This is a genomic window from Alteromonas sp. RKMC-009 (assembly GCF_003584565.2).
Taxonomy (GTDB): domain Bacteria; phylum Pseudomonadota; class Gammaproteobacteria; order Enterobacterales; family Alteromonadaceae; genus Alteromonas.
Genome location: NZ_CP031010.1, coordinates 1030068 through 1050502, shown reverse-complemented (window position 1 = coordinate 1050502; position 20435 = coordinate 1030068). Strand labels below are relative to the sequence as shown.

14 protein-coding genes are annotated in these 20435 nt (G+C 46.5%); 6 read left to right on the top strand and 8 right to left on the bottom strand.

Going from position 1 to position 20435, the window contains the following annotated elements; genetic code table 11:
- Positions 1 to 91: 91 nt before the first annotated feature.
- Entirely contained in the window at positions 92 to 1270 is a 1179-nt protein-coding gene (locus DS731_RS04615; protein ID WP_119500224.1) for an ABC transporter substrate-binding protein, read from the top strand.
- On the top strand, positions 1267 to 4116 hold the full coding sequence (locus tag DS731_RS04610) for an ATP-binding protein (protein ID WP_119500223.1): 2850 nt from the start codon (positions 1267 to 1269) through the stop codon (positions 4114 to 4116). Before DS731_RS04615 ends, DS731_RS04610 begins: the two co-directional genes overlap by 4 nt.
- Before the next feature lie 104 nt (positions 4117 to 4220).
- Here DS731_RS04610 and DS731_RS04605 read toward each other — a convergent pair whose 3' ends face one another.
- A complete protein-coding gene (locus DS731_RS04605; RefSeq protein ID WP_119500222.1) occupies positions 4221 to 6581 on the bottom strand; it encodes a TonB-dependent receptor domain-containing protein in 2361 nt (786 codons plus the stop codon).
- A gap of 264 nt (positions 6582 to 6845) precedes the next feature.
- Between DS731_RS04605 and DS731_RS04600 the strand changes: the two genes are divergently transcribed.
- Positions 6846 to 7811: a hypothetical protein gene (locus tag DS731_RS04600; protein ID WP_119500221.1), complete on the top strand. Its 966-nt coding sequence runs from the start codon at positions 6846 to 6848 to the stop codon at positions 7809 to 7811.
- 91 nt (positions 7812 to 7902) lie between these two features.
- Here the strand turns inward: DS731_RS04600 and DS731_RS04595 are convergent, their stop codons facing one another.
- The gene (locus DS731_RS04595; protein ID WP_119500220.1) at positions 7903 to 8058 is read right to left on the bottom strand and encodes a lasso RiPP family leader peptide-containing protein; all 156 of its coding nucleotides are present in this window, start codon (positions 8056 to 8058) and stop codon (positions 7903 to 7905) included.
- Positions 8059 to 8069: 11 nt separating this feature from the next.
- The gene (locus DS731_RS04590) at positions 8070 to 8717 is read right to left on the bottom strand and encodes a PEP-CTERM sorting domain-containing protein (RefSeq protein ID WP_119500219.1); all 648 of its coding nucleotides are present in this window, start codon (positions 8715 to 8717) and stop codon (positions 8070 to 8072) included.
- Positions 8718 to 9093: 376 nt separating this feature from the next.
- Between DS731_RS04590 and DS731_RS04585 the strand changes: the two genes are divergently transcribed.
- On the top strand, positions 9094 to 10782 hold the full coding sequence (locus DS731_RS04585; protein ID WP_161599098.1) for an asparagine synthase-related protein: 1689 nt from the start codon (positions 9094 to 9096) through the stop codon (positions 10780 to 10782).
- Here DS731_RS04585 and DS731_RS04580 read toward each other — a convergent pair.
- From DS731_RS04580 to DS731_RS04565, 4 genes are all read right to left on the bottom strand, one after another.
- On the bottom strand, positions 10779 to 11228 hold the full coding sequence (locus DS731_RS04580) for a lasso peptide biosynthesis B2 protein (protein WP_119500217.1): 450 nt from the start codon (positions 11226 to 11228) through the stop codon (positions 10779 to 10781). The genes DS731_RS04585 and DS731_RS04580 overlap by 4 nt on opposite strands.
- 2 nt (positions 11229 to 11230) lie before the next feature.
- Positions 11231 to 11494 carry a PqqD family protein gene (locus DS731_RS04575; protein WP_119500216.1) on the bottom strand — a complete coding sequence of 88 codons (264 nt, stop codon included), beginning with the start codon at positions 11492 to 11494 and terminating at the stop codon, positions 11231 to 11233.
- 1 nt (position 11495) lies between these two features.
- Complete coding sequence (locus DS731_RS04570; RefSeq protein WP_161599097.1) at positions 11496 to 13088, bottom strand: ABC transporter ATP-binding protein; 1593 nt, start codon at positions 13086 to 13088, stop codon at positions 11496 to 11498.
- Between the two features lie 126 nt (positions 13089 to 13214).
- Entirely contained in the window at positions 13215 to 14612 is a 1398-nt protein-coding gene (locus tag DS731_RS04565) for an undecaprenyl-phosphate glucose phosphotransferase (RefSeq protein ID WP_119500214.1), read from the bottom strand.
- Between the two features lie 885 nt (positions 14613 to 15497).
- On the opposite strand from DS731_RS04565, the gene DS731_RS04560 reads away from it, so the two are divergent.
- Together DS731_RS04560 and DS731_RS04555 are read left to right on the top strand one after the other, a co-directional pair.
- Entirely contained in the window at positions 15498 to 16142 is a 645-nt protein-coding gene (locus DS731_RS04560; protein ID WP_150154235.1) for a hypothetical protein, read from the top strand.
- Entirely contained in the window at positions 16139 to 17518 is a 1380-nt protein-coding gene (locus tag DS731_RS04555; RefSeq protein WP_119500212.1) for an O-antigen ligase family protein, read from the top strand. The genes DS731_RS04560 and DS731_RS04555 overlap by 4 nt, the downstream gene beginning before the upstream one ends.
- Here DS731_RS04555 and DS731_RS04550 read toward each other — a convergent pair.
- Positions 17491 to 20427, bottom strand: a complete 2937-nt coding sequence (locus DS731_RS04550; protein WP_119500211.1) for a CHAT domain-containing protein — start codon at positions 20425 to 20427, stop codon at positions 17491 to 17493. The genes DS731_RS04555 and DS731_RS04550 overlap by 28 nt on opposite strands.
- Positions 20428 to 20435 lie beyond the last annotated feature (8 nt).

Sequence of the window (20435 nt, the reverse complement as noted above, 5' to 3'; positions counted from 1 at the left end):
CTTTGTCTAATTGCAGAATCGCATGCAAATACTAATATTATCCCGAGCCCTTTTAAAACAACCGTTTTCCTTTACGTTTACGTGACTGAATATGACCAGATTTCTCTTAATCTTTCTGCTTACTCTGACAGGTGCCGGCAGCCTGGCCGTGGCACAGGAAAAAGCGCCGCTGGTACTGGCACTTGATGCCGATCTCAGTGCTGTTGCCGTGGAAGGCGGAACCGCGATACGCCGGGGAATGGAAATTGCCATCGCGGAAGTTAACAACAATGGCGGCGTTCTTGGTCACCAACTCTCACTGGTCACAACGGATCACCGTGGAAACCCGGCCCGCGGCGTGTATAACGTCGAACAACTGGCAAAGCGGCAGGATTTACTGGCTATCTTTGGCGGTGTACATACACCGGTAGCTGTGGCCGAACTGGATGCAGTGCATAAGAACAACCTCTTGTTCCTGAGCCCCTGGGCCGCCGGTACATCACTGGTCGATAATCATTACACGCCAAATAACGTTTTTCGTGTCTCTATCCGTGATGAGCAGGCCGGAGAAGTTCTGATTAAAACAGCCAGAGAACGGGGAGTTAAAGAAATTGCCCTGGTACTTGAGCGTACAGGCTGGGGTCGTTCAAATTTAACATCATTATCTAAAGCGGCTGAACATCAGGGCCTGAAAATCGTGAGCACACAATGGATAAACTGGCGCCAGACAGATTTTACCAATGAGATGTCGGCGATTATCCAGTCTGGTGCCGGGGCTATTATTCTTGTCTCTAATGCGCCTGAAGCAGCTGTTGTCAGCAAAGCTCTGCTCAAACTGGAAGCGGCAGAAATGCCGTTAATTGCTCACTGGGGTCTGGCAGGTGGTGATTTTGTCGCGGAAGTCGGTCTGACAGATCTATCTAAACTCGACTTGTCTGTCATTCAAACTTTCAGCTTTTTATATCAGAACAATAGCCGCTCTGCTTATTTACTGAAAGCGTACCGCCAACGTTATGACGATATTGCTCCACAGGCAATTCCGGCTGTTGTGGGCCTTGCTCATAGCTATGACCTGGTCCATATTTTGACTGCTGCAGTGAAAAAAGCCGGCTCTGTTGAAGCTGATGCTGTTCGTCAGGCCCTTGAGAACTTGCCGGTGTTGCAAGGCGCAGTGAAACAATATGCGCCGGCGTTTACGGAAAATATGCATGACGCATTAATGGCGGAGGATTATTTTATGGCGATGTTTAACGAAGACGGACACCTTATCCCGGTTTCAGATATCCGGTGAGTACCCGCCCCTCGCTGTATACCCAACTGCAGCAAACCATACTCCCACGGCTTTTAGTCGCACTGATTGCTGTCAGCATAATCTTGTGCCTGTGTATTTTTTATGTGGCACAGAAGCAGGTGGCGAATGAACAGCGCACTTATATCTCACACCTCAAGGCAGATCTCACATTTACCCTCGACAGCACGCAGCAGTTAATGGAGGGTATCGCGGCTAACGACCTGCTGATAAACAGTTTTATTGATATTCAGCAGCGGCAGAATTACCTGCCCATCTTTTTTGAGTCTTTGCGCTTTACCCGTGCCCGATCTTTCAGTCTCGGATTGTTTCAGTTTAATGGTGAACCGCTCATCACAAACAACTGGGAAGGTCAGGTGCCGGCATCGATGGCCAATGCGTGGCAGGAAACGGTGCTGAACGAATCGAAACCTTATAATAATATTTCCGGTGACGGTGCAATTATCGCGGTACCGGTATTACTCGCGGATTCAGCAGAAGGTGCGCTGGTACTCCATATTCCGGCTCTGCAGGCATTAATTTATCAACGGGACAGTGATGCAAACCAGTTAATTCTCGACAATGAAGGGAAGATCCTTTATTCAAATAAACCGGCGATGTTCAGACCAGGCAGTCTATTTGACCATGCAGCCTATTCCGGTTGGGAGTCTGAATCAGAGCAATGGCGGGGACTGACTCTTATCAGTCAGGCGCCGGCGCTGGAAGCTTACTCTAATGTACTCTGGTTAATTCCGGCAATTTTGATCACCCTGGCCTTTGCTGTGATCGTAAGTGTTTACGCATCCAGTCACGCTGCAAAACTGAGCGCAGTAACTCTGCGCCAGCTTCACGATGATATTCAGCGCAGTACCAGCCGGAAGAAAGGGGGAACCAGCACCGGCAGTGAAAATGAACCTGCGGAACTTAACGAAATCCGGACAGCGTTTAATCAGTTAATCATTAATTTATCTACTATCTCCCTGTCCAACAGACAATTTTCTAATGTGCTGGATTCACTGGAAGAGATCCTGGTTGTACAGGACGAAACCGGTGAGAACATTCTGGCGAACCGCGCTTATAAGCGATACGCCCTCTATTATGATTTATCAGACAACACGCTCAGAGATATAAAAGCTGACTTATCTGCTGACAAACAGTCTCTTACCGGCCACTACGCCTCTTTAAGTGACAAGAGGCCGGTCACGTTAAGCTGGCGGGTGCTTCCTCTGATAGACGATGAGCGTAAGCAGGTTGGCAGTATTCTGGTGGGCAATGACCTGACTCAGCGGCGGGTGCTGGAAAATCAGATAAACGTAATCAGTCATGCCATGAAATCTGCCACCGTGTCGATACTCATTGTTGATGCTCAGGAAGCAGGCTTCCCAGCCATCTACGTTAATCCTCATTTTAGTCTGATCACCGGCTTTGATGAAGATGAAGTCATGGGACAAACGTTCCTGATGTTAAATCAGATGAAAGCTGAAGCAAGCCAGCTGCATAAAATCAAATATGCCCTCAGACATGGTCATGCCTTTGACGAAATGCTGATTTGTCACAAGAAAGACGGTTCTGTTTTCTACAACCAGTTGATCCTGACACCCGTCTACACTGAGGATAAGTTAACGCATTTCGTGGCTTTCTTTCAGGATGTTACAGACCGGGAGCGAACACGGCAGTACCTTGAAGACGCCCGCTTAAAGGCAGAAGAATCTGCCCGTTTGAAATCCGGCTTCCTTGCCAGCATGAGTCATGAAGTCCGCACCCCGCTGCATGGTGTATCTGGTGCATTGCAACTGGTGAATAAGACGCCGCTGGACAGTACACAGAAACGTTATGTCGATTTGGCAAAAGACAGTCTGAAGAACTTGCAGCACATTGTGGATGATATACTCGATTTCTCAAAAATCGAGGCGGGACAGCTCAATCTGGAAGCCATTCCGTTTAATCTGGAATTACTGATAAAAACCATATACGACCAGTTCTGTATCAGTTGTGGTGAGAAAGGACTGACACTGAAACTGGAAAGTGATCTGAATGGTCAGACTATGGTCACCGGCGATCCGGTAAGATTACGACAGGTACTGGGTAATCTGCTAAGCAATGCAGTGAAATTTACATCAGAAGGTACCATTACTCTGCGTCTTGCTCTGACTGTTGGTGATAAACAGAAATGGACCTTACGGGGAGATGTTGAAGATACCGGTATAGGTATTGCGCCTGAGAATCTGGACAGCATTTTTGAAGTATTCAGCCAGGAAGACGTGTCCACAACCCGTAAATTTGGTGGTACCGGGCTGGGATTATCCATCAGCAGGCAGTTATGTCAGTTGATGGGCGGAGATTTAACCGTCACCAGCGAGAAGGGCCGTGGCAGCTGTTTCAGCTTTGTGATGCTTCAGGGTAATGCTGAAGGTACACAACCGGTACAAAGCCACAACGACTCTCAGGCCCCTGCCCCTCTGCTTCCGGCTAAAGACTTCTGCGCCAAAATTCTCATCGTCGAAGACAATGAAATAAACCAGCTTATTGCCAGAGAACACCTGAGCCAGCATAAAACCATGACAGCCCGCAACGGTAAAGAAGCGCTGGAAGCGTTGAACAGAATGAAGCTGACTTTTGATGTGATCCTGATGGATTGTCACATGCCTGAAATGGACGGATTTGAAACAACCCGGCGTATTCGCGCCGGAGACGCCGGCGAGAAATACCTGAATGTGCCGGTAATTGCTCTTACCGCCAATGCCATGAAAGGTGACAGAGAACGCTGTGAAGCGGCCGGGATGGACGATTATATAAGCAAACCTTTTTCCGCAGAAGACTTGCTGAGTGCTGTTGCACGGATGTGCTGAAGGTTAGCTTTTTTATCCGCGTTCAGGTCATGAAAACTGCCGGACAGTTTTTCAGAAAAAACAAAGGCCGGAATTCCCGGCCTTTGTTACATTGTCAAAGCGATTTAAAATGCCGCTTTCACATTTATCGCGGCTGTTCTTGGTGCACCAATCCAGCCTGCACCGGCAACCACTGTGCCCAGATAGCTTTCGTCAAAAAGGTTATTCACCGTTAAGCGTACATCCAGTGATTTAATGCCACTTGCCACGTTATCCAGTACAACGCCTGCGTAGAAATCGCTGACCACATACTCCTCAACTTCTGTCAGATTCGCCTGATCCATAAACCGGGGGCCGACATACTTTGTGCTCAGACCGGCAATGTAATTGCTTTTCGCATAGTCCAGGCTCAGAACAGCCATGTCTTTTGCGGTGCCAAGAACAGTATTGCCTTCAATATCTTCATAACGGGATTCTGCATATTCAGAATTGTTGTAGGTATACGATGCATACACGCTCAGGTATTCCGTCGCCTGCCATTGTGCAGATGCTTCAATGCCGTCTGACTCAACACCACCGTCATTAACATAACCACCGGCACCTTCTTCAAGGAAGTCGATCCCTTCAGACTGTTCAGCACTAACAAAACGAATGCGGTTATCAAATTTAATTGTGTAGTACGTCAGGCTGGCGTTAAAGCCCGGGGTTGAGTAGCGCACACCCAGGTCAATGTTGTCAGCCGTTTCAGGTTCAATTACCGACAAGTCAGCGTCATCACGCTCAAGCACTGCATCTTTGATTGCCGCGTAGTTTTGCGCGAAGCCACCGAAGAATTCCAGATTGTCAGCCAGAGGCGCAACAAAACCGGCAGAGAACAGCACATCAGAATCAGACGATACAGCTTGGTTGTTATTGGCATCAAACAAATCGTTTTTCTTTACGTCTACATTGAATTGCTTAGCTCCAAGGCGTACTTTTGCTACGCCCAAGTCCAGCTCGTCTTCAAGGTAATACATTATGGTTTCAACCGGGAATTCACGGCTGTACTGTACCCAGTAAGGAATGTGGTCATAATAGAAACTGGTTTTCGAATCGATGATCTTGTGCCAGTCACGTGATTCTTCGCGGTTGTAATCTTCGTACCACAAGCCTGCACGTAACACGTTGTCCATATCGCCAATCTGCGTATTCCAGATCATGTCAGCGTTGAAGCCGGTGCGTTCCTTTTTGTAATGTGTATGACGGTAAGAGCCAACCGGCACTGCGCTGCTGTCGTAACAGGCAGGGTCGTATTCGGCAGAACTGCCGCCATAAGGGAATTTAAGCGAGCTGACACAGCCTGTTGCAGGCGATAACGCCGCGCCTTCAGGAGACACATAGAAAAGCTGACCTAACTGAGAACCGCCGTATACCGTGTTACCCGAAACCAGTTCAGAATTAGGCTGATTCAGCCCGTCGTCTGTAACATCGACCACGTAAGGTGGCAACCAGTCGCCCCGCCCTTCCTGATTGTGGTAATAAACGTTGGCACTGAAATCCACTGCGCCTACCGACATATCAGCTTTCAGATAGGTGAAAAAGTTCTCACGCAGTGTTGACCATCCCCGGCGATATGCCTGATCCTGATAAGGCACACCCGACCAGTCACTGGTAAGCTGGTCCCATTCCGGATTTTGGGCAAATTGTTCGTTGCCATAAATGCGCTGATAGTTGTCTTCGTGAGTATCGTCGTAAGAGGCATAGCCGGTAAAATCGATACCACTCACATAGCTGATAACTTTGGCTGCAAAGTGGTCACGGGTATTTTCAGCCGCCTGATCCATCCAGTCTGAACTGTCCTGTGACGATACACTCACCCATGCGTAGGTGTCTTTTACCAGCTCTCCGGTTTCATAACGGGCATAGATTTTCTGACCTTCATATTCAGCCAGCGTACCACTCAGGATAAGACCTTCTTCTGTACCGGGGTTAATGGTTGTGAAGTTAAGCGTACCGCCCAGTGCTTCGTTTGAACGGGAAGCGATATCAGCCGTTCCCTGAGACACCTCGACCGCCCGCAGGTTTTCTGTATCCATATAACGGTTGGCCTTCGAGCCGCCACCGTAGTTGGAATTACCGTTAGCGATACCGTCTACCGTCATACCGATTTGTTGCTGATCCAGATCCACCTGAAAACCACGGATGGAAATACTGGTAGACCAGTCATCGGCACCGAATGTATCGCCTTCGTTAATCAGAACACCCGGCAGGTTATCAATTGTCGCCAGCACGCTGGTCATTGCTGTTTGCTGCTGTTTCATGTTTTCGTCGGTGGCGTTGTTGGCATAAGACACGCTGCGGCCGATAACCTGAATTTCTTCAATAACTTCGCCTTCACGTGACTCTGCAGCCATCTCTTCGGCAAACGCATTTGAGGTGCTTGCTGCGATTGCTGACAGTACAGACATCGCCAGTATATGCTTCTTACGAGTGAGAGTGTGTTTCATGTGTTTTCCTTGCGCTTATTCTTTTGATAAAAGTAAATCGCGAAGAGCGTACGCAGGGAATGTGACAAGGTTGTTTTGATTCGTTGACTGTTTGATTACGAAAACTTGACGCCCGGATCTGCAAGAAAGCTTCCTTCCTGTGGCTTCAGCGGATCATTCCTGATTTAATTACTGTACAATCAATCAAAAGCACATTGATGCGCGCTTTACGGAGTAGCACTGCTAAGTGTGTTGCGGCAATTCAATATCTGAAGTAGAAATGGAATGGATAACAATACGGCGCTTTATTCACTTTGCAGTGTGCCCTTGCACGGGGTGAGTTTATTTACGGATTCAAAGCCGGCAATAAAGAACAAATACGCACTGCGGCTCAGTAGTGGCAAAGTCGAATCACCATCACAAGAAAGTGCGATATGGAAACTGACCGACAAAGGTGAAAGGTATAAGTCAGTTATAGAGCTTCACCGGGAAAATGACCGGCAGGTGCTGATGATTGATTGCGAAGGCAAAGGCGCATTCGAATTCACTGAAGAAGGTATTAAAGTAGACTGGCATGCTAACGGCACAGGACCTGCTCACTACCTGCAAACTATCGGTTTATCTGTTTTTCTTGAACAAAAAGGTCACCTTTGCCTGCATGCTAATACGCTGGTAAAAGAAGGACAGGCGCATCTGTTTCTTGCTCCCAGCAGGACCGGGAAGTCGACATTAACCACAGCATTAACTCACGAAGGATTTACTCTCACGACTGATGACATGGCAGCCCTGTTTTCTGACGGCAATGCTTTTTCAGTATATCCCAGCTGGCCTAAAGTTCGTCTGTGGCCAGATAGCACAGAGTATTTTGCAGACAGTGCATCATTCGATAAAACAACAGTTAAAAAAGTACACGATCGCTTCGCAAAAAATGAAATCACTTTCACCGGGCAGATGTCAGAAGATAAACCCGCTCAAATAAGTGCATTGTATTTTCTGAACAGAGCTGAGAATTATACCGGACCTGTTGAAATAACACGCATAGCCAATAGTAAAGCGCTCATATTACTCATGCAAAACAGCATGCTGGGTGACGCTTATAAAGCGCTGGGAATCGACAAACAACGGGTTGGCTCACTTGCTACGTTGATAAATACGCTTCCGGTTTATGAAATAAAATATCCTGATGGACTTGAACGACTGACTGAAGTTTGCAGGCAAATTAATGAATGGATTTCAGCGAAGAACGGGTAGAGACGCAGCGCTCGAGTGATGGGTACGGATACATGCTCAGAGCAAAACAAAAAGGCCAGTCGTATGACTGGCCTTTTTTTATCCGATCAGCTTAACCCTGGAATGGGTTACGCTTAGTCTGACCGCCTTGTTCGTCAGGAATGCTACCTGCGAAACCTTCAGTCAGTTCAGCCAGGGTACCTACTTTTTGCAGTTCCGGCTTTACATACTCTTGTTTGCTTTCAGAAGCATTTTCAAAAGTTTTCATGTTTTCTATCCTTATGCCTTTTTACGGCGGTTGAAGCCCATAAATCCTAGAGCAGCGGCAAAGATACCCAGAGTTGCAGGTGCTGGTACAGCCACTTTGTCTGTATCAACAACAAACTGGAAGCTGCCTGCAGCGTCCATCAGGTTGCCGCTAACGCCACTCAGTGTTAAACCACCAAAAAGCTCATCTTCAATATTCATTGAATATGAAGCATCTAACACATAACCGTCTGTAACCAGTTCACGACCAGCAAGAGAACCATTAGCACTCGCATCGCCTGAAACAGTATCAAAAACAACATCAGCAGCATATGCATCAACATAAACAGATGCAATGCTCAGGCCAGTACCGTCATAGGTGAAAGTCCATGCACCGTAAACATATGCGGCACCAGGAGGCTGATCAGCGATAGTATCGCCAGTTTGTGTTAAAGACCACGAAGTACCGGTAACGCCGCCGCTGTAACCTTCCATATAAGGTACAGTCGCGTCGCTTGAGGTTACACCCCAAGTTAACGTCTCAGTGCTCAGGTCAGAGTAAGTAACAGTCACTTCCATGCCTGCCATGTCAGCGCCGGTGACAGTGCTGATGTAGCTAGCTGAAGCTTGACCGCTTAAAAGCAGGGCTGCTGCTGCCCCAAGTAAAGCCGACTTTTTCATTCCATATTCCTTGTAAGTATAAAACTACGTGGTATAAATTATTGTTGTACACAATAGAAAAGCAAGCATCACGCCACATTTAAAAAAATGAGTATTTTCAATTATTTAAAAAATAATGATGTGAATTTGATGTTAATGAATGATATTTACAAACAGATCTGTAAAAAATTCAGACAGATCCTTTTAGATCATATCTGCTGCACCAATTTTTCTCCCGAACTGATGCAGAAAACAGATTATAAATTATGAAGTTAAATTGGCAATGTTAATTTTTCTCCTGAATTTATTAATGTTAGCATTCAGGCATACTCAGCAGAACCTGTTACTATGTCTGATCGCTCAGTAATGGTGCATTTACGCAACAAGACGGAACTTTGTGAAACCATTTCTCTTCATATACAGCCATAAGTCCCCGGGTCCGCTTCAGTCCGGCGGGCTTGAAAGCCAGTTTTTTACCCATTGCTTTGTTCGCAACGGCAGACTCAGTGGTTTTTCAAACAGTGGTGACACAAAATTACCCGTTCAGGCAGATGAGCGGACTGCAGAAAAGTTAGCATCTATAAACTGTCCGTTTTTTATACAGTCTGAAAATGATGCTGTTATCATCGGTACGGACGCGCTTTCTCTGACTACTCTGTACTTCGTGTCTACACCTGATTTCACCGTCATCAGTAACAGTGCTGCCCATGCGCTGGATGTATCCGGACTAAAGCCGGTACTTTCAGACACTGCCATAGCCGGATGGCTTGCCGGTCAGCCAGTCCCTCAGCTAAGTATTTATTCAGGGCTGCAGATATTGCCGGCAGGCCACTACCTGCGATGCAGTAAGGATAAGGTAACAAGTCATCAATATTGGGATATTGATCCGGAAAACCGGATCAGACTCACCAGTGATGATGAGTATGCAACTGCCTTTCGCGAGCTCTTTACTTCTGTGGTGGAAGAATACACTGGAACGACAGAAGTAGCGGGCTGCCAGATGAGCGGCGGGATGGACTCTACCTCGGTTACCTCTCTTGTACACCAGTATCAGAAGCAGCATAAACGCCGCTGTATTGCGGTTTCGCATTACTATAAGCACGATCCTAAATCAGATGAGACTGAATTGATCCGTGACATGCGCGAATATCTTCAGTTAGAAGAGTTTCATTTTCAGGATGTGGACAAATCACGATATCGTAATTTTCTAAGTCTTTACCCGCCACATTTTGATCATCCGGGTATTGTTCTGTCTCCCCGTTACCGGGATGAACTCTCAGATTTAAAGCAAATGGGTATCAGTAAACTGTTTACCGGAAACGGGGGCGACGAAATTTGCTGGGGTCATGCCAGTGCATACACCCAGCGTTTACGTGAAGGGGAATGGGGTGTTCTAACTGAAGTGTACAAAGCCTGCGTAGAAACTGGCATGTCTTTTAAATCTGTTGCCCGTGAACTCTTCATTAAACCTTTCGTACCCACTGCCATGTTGAATATGGCCAAACGTCTGAAAGGAAAAACACCCGGTGTGCTGCCACTGCCAGCCTGGTTGACAGACAAATCACGCCTGCTGGCCAACGAAGCTTTCGGGTTCCATAATCCCTTTGATCCTGTCAAAGAACCAGCCAGCCATGCCAGATACTTTGCGCTCAAAACAACTACCACGTTTAATTCTGTCAGATCCTACGATGCCATCGCTGCCGAGTTTGATATAGAGGTGAAGCATCCTTTCTTCGATTACCGGCTTGCTGAGTTTTCTTTCGCTGTGCCACCCTCGCAACTGATACGCGGGCCTTATCCCAAATTCGTTTTACGTAATGCGATGAGCCGCCACTTACCGGATTCAGTATGCTGGCGTCAAACGAAAACCACCTTTGATCATCATTTCGGCAATCTTGTCAGAGAAAATGCTGGTGAACTCCGGGAATGTTTGTCTCACCCGTATCTGAGCGATCGTGGACTGATTGACAATAAGAAAGTGCTTAAAGCTTTTGATGATGCGGTATATAACCGGCATGGCGGTGTGCATGTGGACCTGTTGTTTGTCATCCTCACCCAGCGCTGGATTCAGGCATTTCATGTCTAGGTCAACGCGCTGAGAAAAGCCTGTTCACTTCCTTTTTTCGTTCTCAATTCTGTATAAGTGCTGACAACATCATGACTATCATTAATGATTATGCCGTCATGTGTCAGCCAGCAGTGGGCCTCCGTTTTCCCTGCCGTTACTCTCACCCCGAAATGTAACCCGGGATAAATTTGAAGGTCGTTGAGTAATGACATGGTCACCAGGCACCTTCTCAGGCAATTCATTTTCCGGATATGATGCCTGCCCGCCTTCTCAATGACAGAGATAAACGATTCAGGAACTGGCGTTTTCGTACTTTGAAATTGATCCGGGGTAAAAATATGTCCTTTCCATTTTTGATACGGCTGTTTTGAAATACGCCAGTCCCATATCAGAAACATCAGCCACGCCTTAATAAAAAGCTTTTTATGGCTCGACGGTAATCGAAAGAAAGCATCTGCCATCATGCTTACGCTTTCTCAATCAGACCCTGTTCAAGGAGCGAAGCCACAAGCTCAGCGTAGTCCTTCCTGACTTCATCTTCAGATACATCAAAACGGGATACCATTGCTGATACCACATCATCCTCATCTTTGCCCTCTTCAAGTAGTGAAATCATCTCGGTGCCGACACCGTTAACTGTAAAATATTCACCGTTCTCCGGCTCAAGGATCACCATTTCATCGACGACTTTTTGAGCCAGGACGTCTTCTTTCAATTTATAAGCTGTCATGTTATTCCTTTACTACCAATTCAGTTAATGTCCGGTTTTGCAATTCAAACAACCGGTCTGCCACATCGGCAATTGTAGGGTCATGGGAAATCATCAATACCGTATAGTGCTTAAAGAGATGTTCAAATTCGTCTTTAAAACGGTGCCTTCCTCCCTCATCCAGCATCGATGTAGGTTCGTCGAACAATAAGATTTTTGGCCGCTTCAGTAATGCTCTGGCCAGAGCGATACGTTGCCTTTGCCCGCCAGATAGCCTGATACCGCCCTCGCCGACTAATGTGCTCATTCCTGCCGGCATTTTCGCCACAATCTGAGTAAGTCCGGACAATTTGCATACCTTGTCGATATCATCCGGTTCTGGTTTCTCAACACCGTAAGTAATGTTATCAAGAATACTGCCATTGCATAATACGACATCCTGAGAGACATGACCTATACAAGCGCGCACTGACGTGGTGGTGACTTTAAATATATCCTGTCCGTCAATGCTGATCTGCCCCCGGGACGGCTCAAAGAAGCGCATGAGCAAGTGCAACAAGGTAGATTTACCTGCTCCGTTCTCACCCGTTATCAACGCCGTTTCACCGGCTTTTAATGTAAAAGAAATACCAGACAATATATCTGCATTGTCCTGATAGGAAAAACAGACATTGTCGAACCGCACCTCACCTCTTTCTGCAGCCAGTTCAGCAAGCCCTGTTTCTGTAGGCTCCCTTTCCTGAGCGTGCATAGCGAGTAACCGCGATAAAGCACCACTCATCTGCATCGTCTGTCCGTATAACCCGGCGAGCGCACTTACGGGCCGTGTAAAAATCATGCCGTAAAGAAGCAAACTGACAATATCTGATACATCAATCTTGCCCGCTTTAAACTGCAACAAACATACCCCGATAATTGTGATAATACACACTGAGGCGAGAAACTGAATCAGCGGCGGCAGCATGGCCTGATAACGAAATTGTCTGGTTCTTAATGACAGTACTTCACCTGTATGAGATTTATACCTGCTGGACTCTGCCTCTTCGCGGTTAAACGACTTTATCAGGGAAATTGTGCTGATATTCTCACTGGCAATCGCCAGAGTATCGGCCTGCTTCTGGACGATTTGTTTGGACAAAGGATGAATCTGCCTGCCAACCAGTTTGGTCACGACATAAACCAGAGGCACAAGGGTGATGATAAGCACGGCGACCAGTGGTTCAATCAGATACATCATGATCACACTTCCCACCAGCACCAGTATATTGGGGAGTAAGGTTGTCAGAACACTGGTAACGAAATAACTCACTGTTCCTAAATCATAGGTAAGCAGCGACAACACATCACCCTTATTCGTATTCTGAAAATACTTCATAGGCATGATTTGCACGTGGTCATATAACCTGCAGCTAAGGTTGGCCATTAATCTGGCCCCCAATACATTCAACTGATAAGTAGAAAAGAATTTCAGAAGTGACTGAACAGCGAAAAGCACACACCATGCAGCAAGGTAAAGTGTGAGTTCGTTTAAAGAAGTGAAACTGCTGTTTACCGCGGCGGCTGACTGCTTACCAACAACATAAGGAATAGCAAGATTGAGAGCAGTTTCTGCCATCAGGATGGCGAAGATAAACAGAAAACTAAGCCTGTAGTGCCGAAATATGTTCCTGCCAAAGTACAGGCTTTTAGTCCACATGTTTATCCGATACTGTTACTGCAACTGACTTCGGGAGAAGACCCGTTAATAAACGTTTTTGCCCACGAAGCCTTTAAAGAAAGTAAAGATAACAATTTTAAAGTCGAGCCACAAAGACCAGTTTCGAATATATTCCAGATCGTACTGCACACGCATTTGCATTTTTTCAACGGTGTCTGTTTCACCACGCCAGCCATTTACCTGCGCCCACCCCGTGATACCCGGCTTGATTCTGTGACGCAGCATGTAATATTTAACAGTTTTGCGGTACATCTCATTGTGCGCGACAGCATGAGGACGGGGACCGACAACAGACATTGAGCCCTGCAAAACGTTAATAAACTGGGGTAATTCATCCAACGAGGTGCGGCGTAAAAATGCACCGACTTTGGTAATCCGGGCGTCGCCTTTGGTTGCCTGAGTGACCTTATCACCATCTTCAGTAACGGTCATAGAACGGAATTTCCATACTTTAATTTTCTTCCCGTCTACCCCGTACCGGTTCTGTTTGAAAATGACCGGACCTTTAGATGTCAGCTTCACAGCCGCTGCGATAAATAGCATCGGGACGGCAATGACAGCCAGAATGCACGTTGCGAGGAAAATATCTTCAGCACGTTTAATCGCAGTCGTTGCTCCGCGCATGGGCGTGTCGAACACACTGATTGTTTGTAAATTACCAATATTACAAAGACGGGAATGCACCATGTTGTACATGAAGAAATTCGGAACAAAGTGAACTTCAGCGTTTGTATCACCTAACTGATGCAGAATTTGTTCAATGCGTTTGTTGGCTGTCATCGGCAATGTTATGAAGATTTGATCAAACTCACCATTTCTGACCGCAGCAATAGCGTCGTTAATTGAGCCCTCTACTTTCATACCATCGGGAATAGCCAGACGGTCTGTATCACGATCATCAAAGATACCGTCAATCCTGAAACCTGTATGAGGGTTACGTTTCAACTCATTGGCCAGCGCAACAGCATTCTCATTCATACCAATAATGCCAACAGAGCGGCTGTTAAAGCCCTTCTTGCGCACATGATACAAAAATGCCCGCATAAACATACGCCAGGAGCACAGGAAAACAGGGGCAACGATAACCCATGCTGACAACGCAACGCGGGAATAGTCGTCAGACGTTTTAGACAGGAAGAGATAGGAAAGCACCACGACAGTACTGACAAACCAGCTTACAACGGTGTAAAAAATCAGTTCTTTAGAGGTACCTGAGCGCCAGGAACGATACAGCCAGAACAGTTCTGCAGACAGCAGGTAGGTAGTACTTCCGATCAGGCCAAGCAAATGATAGTGCACGTCAATGGGCACACCATACAGATTACATGCAGCCAGTAAAGTGAGCTGAATGATCAGAAAATCAACAAAGCGGTATACTACGGCAAATTGATTAATATTGTTTCTAACGAAGCCGTTTCCCATGATGAACCATCCTTGCGTGTAACGTTAATTTTTGGGTAACTATAATTCGGTTACTCACGGTATTTGTTTGAAGTCTCGTGAATGCGCTTGCTCCATTAGTCTAAGCAAAGCAAAACAAATACCAACTTTTTCAATTAAAGGCTATTCCTCTCTTCCGTGAAAAACCCATGAAGTAACTGCGTGAATTATTTTATTTATAATAAAGTGAACCTGACAGCATATTGTTACATATTGATGTAAGCATCAAAAACTGACCATTTTCGGCGTGTTTTACTGCCTAAGCTTTGTATCTTTAATTCGCTTTGTAAAGAATGCTGACAACAAGCTGAAAGATGCACCAAAAATTAACAAAATAAGAACATTTTGCATTGTTTTATGAAACATTTATAAACGTAAAACAGATAGCCTCAATTAAATACTTGCCGTTTAGTAGCTGGCAAGTAACAAATGTTGGACGTTTAAAGGGCTATCAAGGCGAATATTCAATTTTCCTAAAAACAATTTTCTTTGGGACTTTAATGTTACCAGTGTAAATTTTTACGACACTTTGAGGATACAGATCCTACTTAGAGATATAAAGTGTGTAATTTAATTACATTTGCTCTTTACCTATACCTTTCACCTGAAGCGCAACCTTTTAAATCTTTTCCCGAACTGCGAAAGTTGGAATACTCGTTGCACTGAAATACAAATTGCAAGAATACAGATAAACGAGGTAAACCGGTCGCTGTCCCGCCGGTTGCCTCATCAGTCTTACTTATGGCGTACCCTATTTTGAATCAGGTCACTCTGGATAACAAAGAAAATCAAGGACTCGGGCCGCTTACCCTATCGCTTACAAGGCTAATTTTGGCTTCGGGCTCATTACTTTTTGCCGGCTGGTGTTTGTTTTTAGCGTCAGATTATGTCGAACTGCACCGGCTGACTGAAACGATTTCCGGTGAAAAAGCGTTGTCCCGGTCAGCGCTTCCGGGTCCCGGAGATTCACTCATTCCGTTTGAAAACTACAGCGAAGCATTAACCGGATTATCAATGCGGCAACCGGGAGAAGCAGAGATCCCGTATCTGCAGGCTTCACTTGCCCTGCACAAATTGCAGATTGCACGGGTTGGCGGTGAAAACAACGTGCCGGAGTTTTTTAACGCGTTTATCAACAGAATCCATGCACTACAGCCGGCACATTATCAGGCATTTGCCCTTACCATGGCGAATGCATCTCTAAACGATCAACCTGTCACCGCATATCATGATTTACTCAGAACATGGCTACCGCTGGCGCCAAATGAAGAAGAAGTGCAAATTAATGCGGGTAGCTATCTGATTGCGCACTGGGAGGAATTACCTGCCGATATTAACGAGCTCGCCCTTCCTGTTATTCAAAGCGGATTAAGACAACAGCCGGTGAAACGTATTCTGATTCAGGCCATGAAAACCCATAATGTGATACGCCCTTTTTTAAAAATTTCACCTGACAGAGCAACAACGGCGAAATTAAAAGCGATTACCGGCAATCCGGGTACAAATCAATGATAAACAGGTTTGTAAATCGCGCCGCTCTTGTATTACTGGGTAGTCTGTTTGTTGTTTTCCCCTGGTTTCACGGACTTGATTTAAAATGGGAGCAGGTGCTTGCCGCGGCTTGTATCAGTATTTTTTTTGCACTCTCCGTTCTCTCATCCTCATTCCATTTTAAAGGCAGCATCCGTTACGTTTTAATAATGTTCGCGGCATGGCTTTTATACGCAGCCTTGTATCTGATCCCGCTTCCCGCTACCGTCACTGACTTTTTGTCCCCGCACATGAGCCACTGGTACACGTTAAATGGCCAGGAAAATGAAGTACGGCTGTCTGTTTACTATCAGGCCAGTCTGATTGAATGGATAAAATTTCTCGGAATAGCACTACTTTTGCCTTCGGTATGGCTTCTCTGCCATTCAGAAGAGAGATTGCACAAACTAATTATTATTCTGGTGACCGGATGCACCATCACAGCACTGTATTCTTTGCTCAATTTCTTCAGTGGAGGTCAATTTGAACTGGTGGGTAACATTCCGCCATGGGATTTGAAGTGGCAAGACGGCATAAGAGGGACCTTCAGCTATAAAAACCAATATGCACTTTACATTGCTTTTGGTATTGCACTTTCTGCAGGTGTGCTGGCCGATAATATCAGGGGCCGCCGCAACCGAATGGTTACTGTAACGCTGATTCTGACTCTGATAGTGCTTACTCTTACCCTTATCAATACCAGCAGTCGTGGCGTTATTGTCGCCTTAGCCGGCGGATCAGGACTCGCCGGCGCGATGTTCCTGCTGCGTCATAAATCACTTGTAAAAGAATGGTTGTCTGTAAAGCGCATTGCTGCCGGTGCGGTAATGTTACTCGCAGCTGCTGTTCTTTTCATGCAGTCATCGGTATATGACCGTTTTGCTCACCAGAAAATGGCCGACAATGGCAGAATGCACCTCAGAAATACTGCTATCAGTGTTATCAGTGATCATCCGGTGACAGGCACAGGTCCCGGTACTTACCCTTATATTCAGCATGTCTACAAACCGATGGCACTGGGCATTTCTAAGATGTCTAAGCGGGCTCACAATGACTACCTCGAAACCATGGCGACAACAGGTATTGTGGGTTTCCTGATACTGGCGATGCCTTTGGGGTACATGCTCTGGCGGATTTTCAGGCCTGTAGATTGTGCTTTCAATGGCCTGCTGACAGGTTGCAGGGCAGCGATAGCGACTTATTTAATTCAGGCCGCTTATGATACTAATGCAGGAATATACTTCCTGCCTTTGCTGTTTATAACGGTACTGACAGCAGCATTCGTACTGTGCGAAAAGTTTGCCGTACCGGACTCCGGAATAAAAGCAGATCAATGCTCTAATGACAGGAATTCGTAGTCAGGACCGGTAACAGTAAACACAAAGGCCCCCCAATATCTCGGATCGCGGAATCGACGCTTTGACGCCAGCAGCACCCTGGCATTTCGCATGGCATCCGCGATGTCGCCTCCGTTACCGGCCAAAGAAACATAGAAATGTTGCATAAATTCAGCTGTTGCCCGGTCCGGCACTTTCCAGAGCGTTGAAATGGTTGCTCCGGCCCCCTGATAGAGAAATCCGTGGCTTAAACTTCTCATCCCGATCCCCTGATAGGATTTGCCCATTTCCGTTTCACAGGCACTGATAACCACCAAACGGTTGTGAAAAACATGAGAGAACAGATTTTCATAGGAGATATAGCCCTGATGTTCATTTTCATCGCCTGTTGCAGTAACCAGCCCCACGGTTTCCGGCGACTCCGGCGAATACCAGGCATGACTGCCTACATGCAATAAGGAAGCATCTCTTGCAGCCGCGGAAGTGATGCTTTCGTTTGTTGCATCATCACCGGTAAACACTTGTAAGGGGACTGTAGGAAAGGAAGTTGCCAGTACATCTGCTGCTCTCGCTGTCCATGGTAATGGAGGAAACCCTGCGCGCCACTGCATTGCCTCACTATCAGACATATATTCAGGTGACGGATTCGAGGGGTTGGTAAAAGCAACAATATTACCGGCGGCGCTGTTTTCATCTCCGGCGCTCTGGTAGTCCATCAGAGACAAGATCCTGACGAGCCCCATTTCAAATCCCAGATAGCGGGTTCCGGTTTTATCATTCAAAGCGGCAAAAGAACTATTTCTCCACGGCCCTTCAGGCAGTAAATACAGGGTTTCAAAGCCATGATACTCCGTCAGCCTGCCGCTTATCCACGCAGTCAGCGCATCCGGGCTGAATGCGCATTGTTGTTCTATGTAAGGGCCTGAAATAAGATAGGCGCAACTCTTATTCTCCAGTGCAAAAATTTTCAGGATAGCCCGCTTATTTCCGAGACCTTGACGGATTTTATCTAACGAGAATGTCTGCACAGGCTCACTATCATTAAGCTCCCTTTGCTGACCGGCCAGTTGAACACGCTCCCAGAGTTTATCTTTGAGAAATTGCTTATCATCATTAACTGCTGAAGATTGGGGGTCAGGCATAGCGGCGTTTGCCAACATCCACTCGCTTTGCAATGTCTCATCCACTTTTTCATAACTCTGGCTGGCCAGAGCCATTCTGTGACGGTTGAAAACGATCGCGGAGAACCTTTCAGAGATAAACAAAGCTTCCTCTATAATGCGCTCATCGTCTGAAGGCAGAATGGCCGATAAGTAATTGTTGATCAGTCTGCGGGACTGACTTAACCAGCTCATCCCGGTTTCATTACTGCTGAACCGTGTTGAAGCTTCCGTAATACTGGCGAATGCATCGTAAAAAATTCCGGCGATTTCAGGAAGATGCTCGCCACCACCGGCCTTTAACAGAGTCATTCTGGCATTCGCAAGCGCCAGGCTCACTGACAATGTCATCCGGCGATGCTGGCTGATGTCTTCTATCAGAGTTTTAGCCATCCCGTAACGCTTAACCAGTAACAGCACCTCCAGCCAGTCACTCATCAGTTGTGAACGTTGAGTCACAGAATACTGGCCGGTGAGATGTCCTAATGCTCTTACACAGGCATCTTCGTCAAACTCTGCAGGCGACAATCTTGCTCTTATTCTTGCCAACAAAACCTCGTATCGTGATTCCTGAAGTCTGGTGTGCTGCAGAGGAGCCAGTTCGTCCAGCCAGCTTTGAGCGGATGCCAGATCATTCTTCGAAATCGCGATGCCGGCAAGAGAGATAAGTGTATCCACGAAATCGGTAGTGAAGTTTTCTGCATTACTTACCTGCAATACCTGCTGATAATATCGTTCAGATTTCTCAATATCTCCCACCAGCATATAAGCCCGACCCAGGTTAGCATAGCTGACGATAAGCTTTTCCGGTGCCAGATTATAAGTATGGCGGTAAACCGACTCTCTGAGCGTGGCAAGATACTCAGGCAGCTTCCCCTGATGCCGGTATACCCAGGCCAGATTATTGGTGAGATCGTCCAGCATCTCCTGCTGTTGCAAATTTTCCGGAGCTGGTAAACAGGCAATGCCCTCTTCCAGAAACTGTTCAGTGCGGGGTAAATCTGCCACCGACTGAAAATAACTCGCCAGACCATTATTTATTTGTGCACAAAGATGAGGATCGGTATCAGCCATTATCCTCGCGCTACCAAGTTGCAACTGTGCGTATCCGGACTCTCTGATTGACGAGTCCTCAGACAATACATCATTAAAGCCACAAAACCCGTAGAATACAGCTTCCTGCTGATTATTTTTGACGCTGGCCAGCAGATCCGGGGAAGTACAAATCTGCTTCACTTTATCGTATTGGTCTATAGAAAACGTGCTTTGAAGGTATATCAGCCTGACTGTGTTTTCATAAGCAGACCCGGCGAAAACATCCCTTGAAATAGCTTCCGCCGCAAGCGAAGCTGTTTCCCTGTAGGCCATATTTTCCAGTTTTATCAGCAGATTTCTTATCAACCACTCATGATAGTAAGGGTCATTAATACTGACAGACTGCGCCCCGATTTGATCCGCTAAGTCATCAGGCAGCGACAGGCCTTGCTGAACATACCCGGTATCAAACTTAGCCAGCAAAGCCAACAAAGAGGCCTGCTTAACGTCATTAACGTTTAATGCCGACGCGGAAAGGCCGGTACATTGAAAGAAAACACCATCCTGCTCATAAACCTGATTAAGCGCAGCCCATCCGGCAGGCTCCCCACACAACGTGTGCGGAGCTGAAGAAGAAGCAAAAACTGACGTCGCAAATACAAAGAAGACCGGTGCTGCAAGGCCTGCTCTGCGGAGCATACCTGCAATAAATGAATTCCTTGTAGAAAAACGCATTCGTCAGT